Below are 3840 nucleotides of genomic sequence, written 5' to 3'. Positions count from 1 at the left end.
CGATTGGTGCAGATGGGGAGACTTGAACTCCCACGCCCGTGAAGGCACTAGCACCTGAAGCTAGCGTGTCTACCAATTCCACCACATCTGCGTCGGTTGCGTGTTTTTTTACCCGGTTACGCGGTCCGGCAAGTTGTAACTTTCTTTGCACCAGATCCTGCTTGCCCTGAGGCGTTGAGGATTGGTGCAGATGGGGAGACTCGAACTCCCACGCCCGTGAAGGCACTAGCACCTGAAGCTAGCGTGTCTACCAATTCCACCACATCTGCGTCGAAAGTGGGGCGTATTTTATAGAGGTGTTTTCCGTTTGTGAACACCTTTTTTCAATTTTTTTTATCTTTTTTCTCAACAAGTTGCTGAGCGGTCTTCGACCTTTATACGCCCCGGTAAAACAGCCCGAATTTAGCGGGCGGCCAGACAACCAATAAACTGATCGGCCACACTGCGGATATAAGCAGTATAGCTATCCCGCGTCAGCTCAGTGTCGGTCGCCAACGGGTCGATCTCACCCTGACGGACTTCCAGGCCGTTGGTTACCGCACGGATAATCGACGGTTTGAACTGTGGCTCACTGAAGACACACACGGCTTTCTTATGTTCCAGCTGTTCACGGATCTCGGTCAGGTGACGTGCCCCCGGCTTACGACCCGGGTCAACGGTGAAGTAACCCAGCTGGTTCAGGCCGTAGTGGTTCACAAAGTGGTCCCAGGCATCGTGGAACACGAAGAAACCGGACGCTTGCAGTGGTTTGAAGCTCTCTTTCAGCTCCGCATCCAGTGACAGAACGTTTTGTTCCAGACGTTTGTAGTTGCTGGCGAAGGTCTCGGCATGGGCCGGGTAACGACGCGCCAGCTGTTCCTGCAGTTCTTTACCGAACTCGAGAGTTACAATCGGATCCAGCCACAGGTGGGGATCTCCGGCATGCTCATGATCGTGATGGGCATCCGCTACTGTTTCTTCACCGTGATGCTCATCATGTTCATCTTCATGTTTGGCATGATCGTGGTCTTCGTGTTCATCCTGACCATGTTCTTCATGAGCGGCGTGGTCATCGTGCTCTGCATGATCGTCATGACCTTTATGATCATCATGCTCGTCGTGATCGTCATGGTCCTCATGGCGGGCATGATCCTCATGGCCGTGTCCTTCGTGCTGATCATGATCTTCATGACCCTCTTCAGCAGCTGCCATCTGCAACACCAGCGCGTCGGAACCGCGCAGGGATTTTTCCAGGAAGGTTTCCAGATCAGGACCGACCCACGCCACAACGTGTGCGCTGTCCAGCTTACGGCGGTCGGACGGTTTCATGGCATAGTGGTGCGGGGACGCCCCCGGTTTGATCAGCAACTCCACCTCACCAGCATCACCGACAATATCGGCCGCCAGCAGCTGCAGAGGTTTAATACTGGCCAGTACTTTCACTTCTTCAGACGCCAGGGAAAACTGGCTGAAGAGCAGACTGAGAAATACAATGGTCGCTTTTAGTCGCATAGTGTCGGTTCATCCCGGTAAATGTTCCGTTATACTATAACAAACCAAAAAGGTATTTCTCTATATGGCTTCGGGTACGATCGCATTTGAGTCACACCACGACCACAACCAGTGCATAGAACAGGCTATGGATGAAGCCCGTTCCCTGTGCAAAGCGCGTAATCAGCGCCTGACCCCTATTCGTGAGCTGGTTCTGAAACTGGTGTGGCAAAGCCATAAACCGCTGGGTGCGTACGAGATTCTGCCGGCACTGGCCGAAGCAGGTTTCAACTCTGCGCCACCAACGGTGTATCGTGCACTGGACTTCCTGCAGGAGCAGGGCCTGGTTCACCGGATCGCCCTGCTGAATGCCTTTATCGGCTGTCCACATCCGGGCAAGTCCCACCACGGCTGTTTCCTGATCTGCCGCCACTGCAATACCGCTGTGGAAGCAGATAGCCGTGATGCCGAAGCCTTGATCTCCCAGCAAGCATCCAAGCTGGGATTCACCACCGAGCAGCAATCCATTGAGGTGCTGGGTTGTTGCCCGAATTGTCGGGAGCATTCCGAATAATGAAGTCACACCACGATCTGGTCCGTCTGGAACAGGTTAATTTGCACTTTGGCCGCAACCACGTGCTGCAAAACATCGATATGGCCCTACACAAGGGTTGTATCACCACACTGATCGGCCCAAACGGCGCGGGGAAGACCACCCTGGTTAAGGTAGTACTTGGCCTGACCAAACCTTCCAGCGGCAATGTTTGGCGCGAAGACGGTTTGCGCATCGGTTATATGCCGCAAAAACTGCATGTGGATAAAACCTTTCCATTGACCGTGCAACGTTTTCTGCAAACCACCCAGTGCAAGGATAAGTCTCTGATGTTGGAGGCTTTATCTGATGTTGGCGCAGAAACATTGCTCAAGGAATCTATACACAACCTGTCCGGTGGTGAGATGCAGCGGGTACTGCTGGCGCGTGCACTGCTGCGTGATCCTAACCTGTTGGTGCTGGACGAGCCGGTACAGGGCGTGGATATCAACGGTCAGCTGGAACTGTACGCCCTGATCGCCCGTATCCGCGATCAGCGTAATTGCGGCGTGCTGATGATCAGCCACGACCTGCACCTTGTGATGTCTTCCACCGACCATGTAGTCTGCATGAACCACCATATCTGCTGTTCTGGTCATCCGGAACAGGTCAGTGCCGATCCATCCTTTGTGGATCTGTTTGGTGCCAAGGGCGCGGAACAGCTCGCCCTGTACAGTCATCATCACAATCACAAGCACAACGCCCATGGCGATGTGATCGAAGAGTGTTGCGAGCACAACCATGGCTGATTTTCTGATTCTTGCCCTGCTGGGCGGCCTGGGTGTCGCGGCGATTGCCGGTCCACTGGGTTCCTTCGTAGTCTGGCGCCGTATGGCGTATTTCGGTGACACCCTGGCCCACTCGGCTCTGCTGGGTGTCTCCATGGGTTTCCTGTTCGATATCAACCTCAACCTGGCGGTGATCGCCTGTTGCGTGCTGTTGGCCGTGACGTTGGTCAGCCTGCAACGGCAGCATCTGGTCGCCACCGACACCCTGCTGGGCATCATGGCCCACAGCAGTCTGTCGCTGGGCCTGGTGGCAATCGCCCTGATCGACGATATTCGCGTTGACCTGATGGCCTACCTGTTTGGTGACCTGCTGGCTATCACCCCGGAAGATCTATACTGGATCTACGGCGGTGGCATTCTGGTAGCGGTGTTGCTGTATAAACTGTGGGAACCGCTGCTGGCGATCACCATTAATGAAGAGCTGGCTCAGGTTGAAGGGGTGCCGGTCACCGCGGTGCGCCTGGCATTGATGCTGCTGATCGCGGTGATTATTTCGGTCGCGATGAAGATCGTCGGTATCCTATTGATCTCGTCCCTGCTGATTATCCCGGCGGCGGCGGCACGTCGCCTGTCAAAGACACCGGAACAGATGGCCATCGGCGCCGCTGTGCTGGGAAGTAGCGCCGTTGTCCTGGGCCTGGCGTTGTCCTATCAGTGGGATACACCGGCCGGTCCATCCGTAGTGGTTATGGCGATGCTGGAATTCCTGCTGATCTACAGCTGGCCACAACGCCAAGCTGCGTAAGCGTCTCTTCCAGACACAAAAAACCCGGCAACTGCCGGGTTCCAGGTTGCTGACGAACCCCGCTTGTTAGCGGGGTTCTCTCTTTTAAAGGCTTATCGCACGGGTTCCAGCGATCAGTGAAGCCTTAACGATGAATGTGCGTTTCCGGCCCTCATAGGCAGCCCTGCTCTCCCAGTTGCCTAAAGCCAGCCATAAATACCGAAAATTGAGTAAAGAGCGCGCTTTTCGCGCCAGTATCAGGGCAA

4 protein-coding genes and 2 tRNA genes are annotated in these 3840 nt (G+C 54.9%); 3 read left to right on the top strand and 3 right to left on the bottom strand.

Features of this window, described 5'->3' with window-relative positions:
* Positions 1 to 4: 4 nt before the first annotated feature.
* From ACEQ15_RS15750 to ACEQ15_RS15740, 3 genes are all read right to left on the bottom strand, one after another.
* Positions 5 to 91 (bottom strand) — tRNA-Leu (locus ACEQ15_RS15750).
* 91 nt (positions 92 to 182) lie between these two features.
* Positions 183 to 269: transfer RNA gene (locus ACEQ15_RS15745), tRNA-Leu, on the bottom strand.
* Positions 270 to 402: 133 nt separating this feature from the next.
* Positions 403 to 1491, bottom strand: a complete 1089-nt coding sequence (locus tag ACEQ15_RS15740; protein ID WP_370280191.1) for a zinc ABC transporter substrate-binding protein — start codon at positions 1489 to 1491, stop codon at positions 403 to 405.
* 64 nt (positions 1492 to 1555) lie between these two features.
* Between ACEQ15_RS15740 and ACEQ15_RS15735 the strand changes: the two genes are divergently transcribed.
* From ACEQ15_RS15735 to znuB, 3 genes are read left to right on the top strand one after another with little or no spacing between them, the layout of a single operon-like run.
* Positions 1556 to 2044, top strand: coding sequence for a Fur family transcriptional regulator (locus ACEQ15_RS15735; RefSeq protein WP_370280190.1), 489 nt, complete (start codon positions 1556 to 1558; stop codon positions 2042 to 2044).
* Entirely contained in the window at positions 2044 to 2811 is a 768-nt protein-coding gene (gene znuC, locus ACEQ15_RS15730) for a zinc ABC transporter ATP-binding protein ZnuC (RefSeq protein ID WP_370280189.1), read from the top strand. The genes ACEQ15_RS15735 and znuC overlap by 1 nt, the downstream gene beginning before the upstream one ends.
* Entirely contained in the window at positions 2804 to 3595 is a 792-nt protein-coding gene (gene znuB, locus ACEQ15_RS15725; RefSeq protein ID WP_370280188.1) for a zinc ABC transporter permease subunit ZnuB, read from the top strand. Before znuC ends, znuB begins: the two co-directional genes overlap by 8 nt.
* The last annotated feature ends 245 nt before the right edge of the window (positions 3596 to 3840 follow it).

This window comes from Pontibacterium sp. (assembly GCF_964228735.1).
GTDB lineage: Bacteria > Pseudomonadota > Gammaproteobacteria > Pseudomonadales > Balneatricaceae > Pontibacterium.
Note: the sequence above shows the minus strand (reverse complement) of the source record. Positions and strands in the feature narration are given on the sequence as shown.

What these genes read in the sequence shown, in the direction of transcription:
- ACEQ15_RS15740 (WP_370280191.1), bottom strand. Translation starts at nt 1,491, where the DNA reads ATGCGACTAAAAGCGACCATTGTATTTCTCAGTCTGCTCTTCAGCCAG.
- ACEQ15_RS15735 (WP_370280190.1), top strand. Translation starts at nt 1,556, where the DNA reads ATGGCTTCGGGTACGATCGCATTTGAGTCACACCACGACCACAACCAG.
- znuC (WP_370280189.1), top strand. Translation starts at nt 2,044, where the DNA reads ATGAAGTCACACCACGATCTGGTCCGTCTGGAACAGGTTAATTTGCAC.
- znuB (WP_370280188.1), top strand. Translation starts at nt 2,804, where the DNA reads ATGGCTGATTTTCTGATTCTTGCCCTGCTGGGCGGCCTGGGTGTCGCG.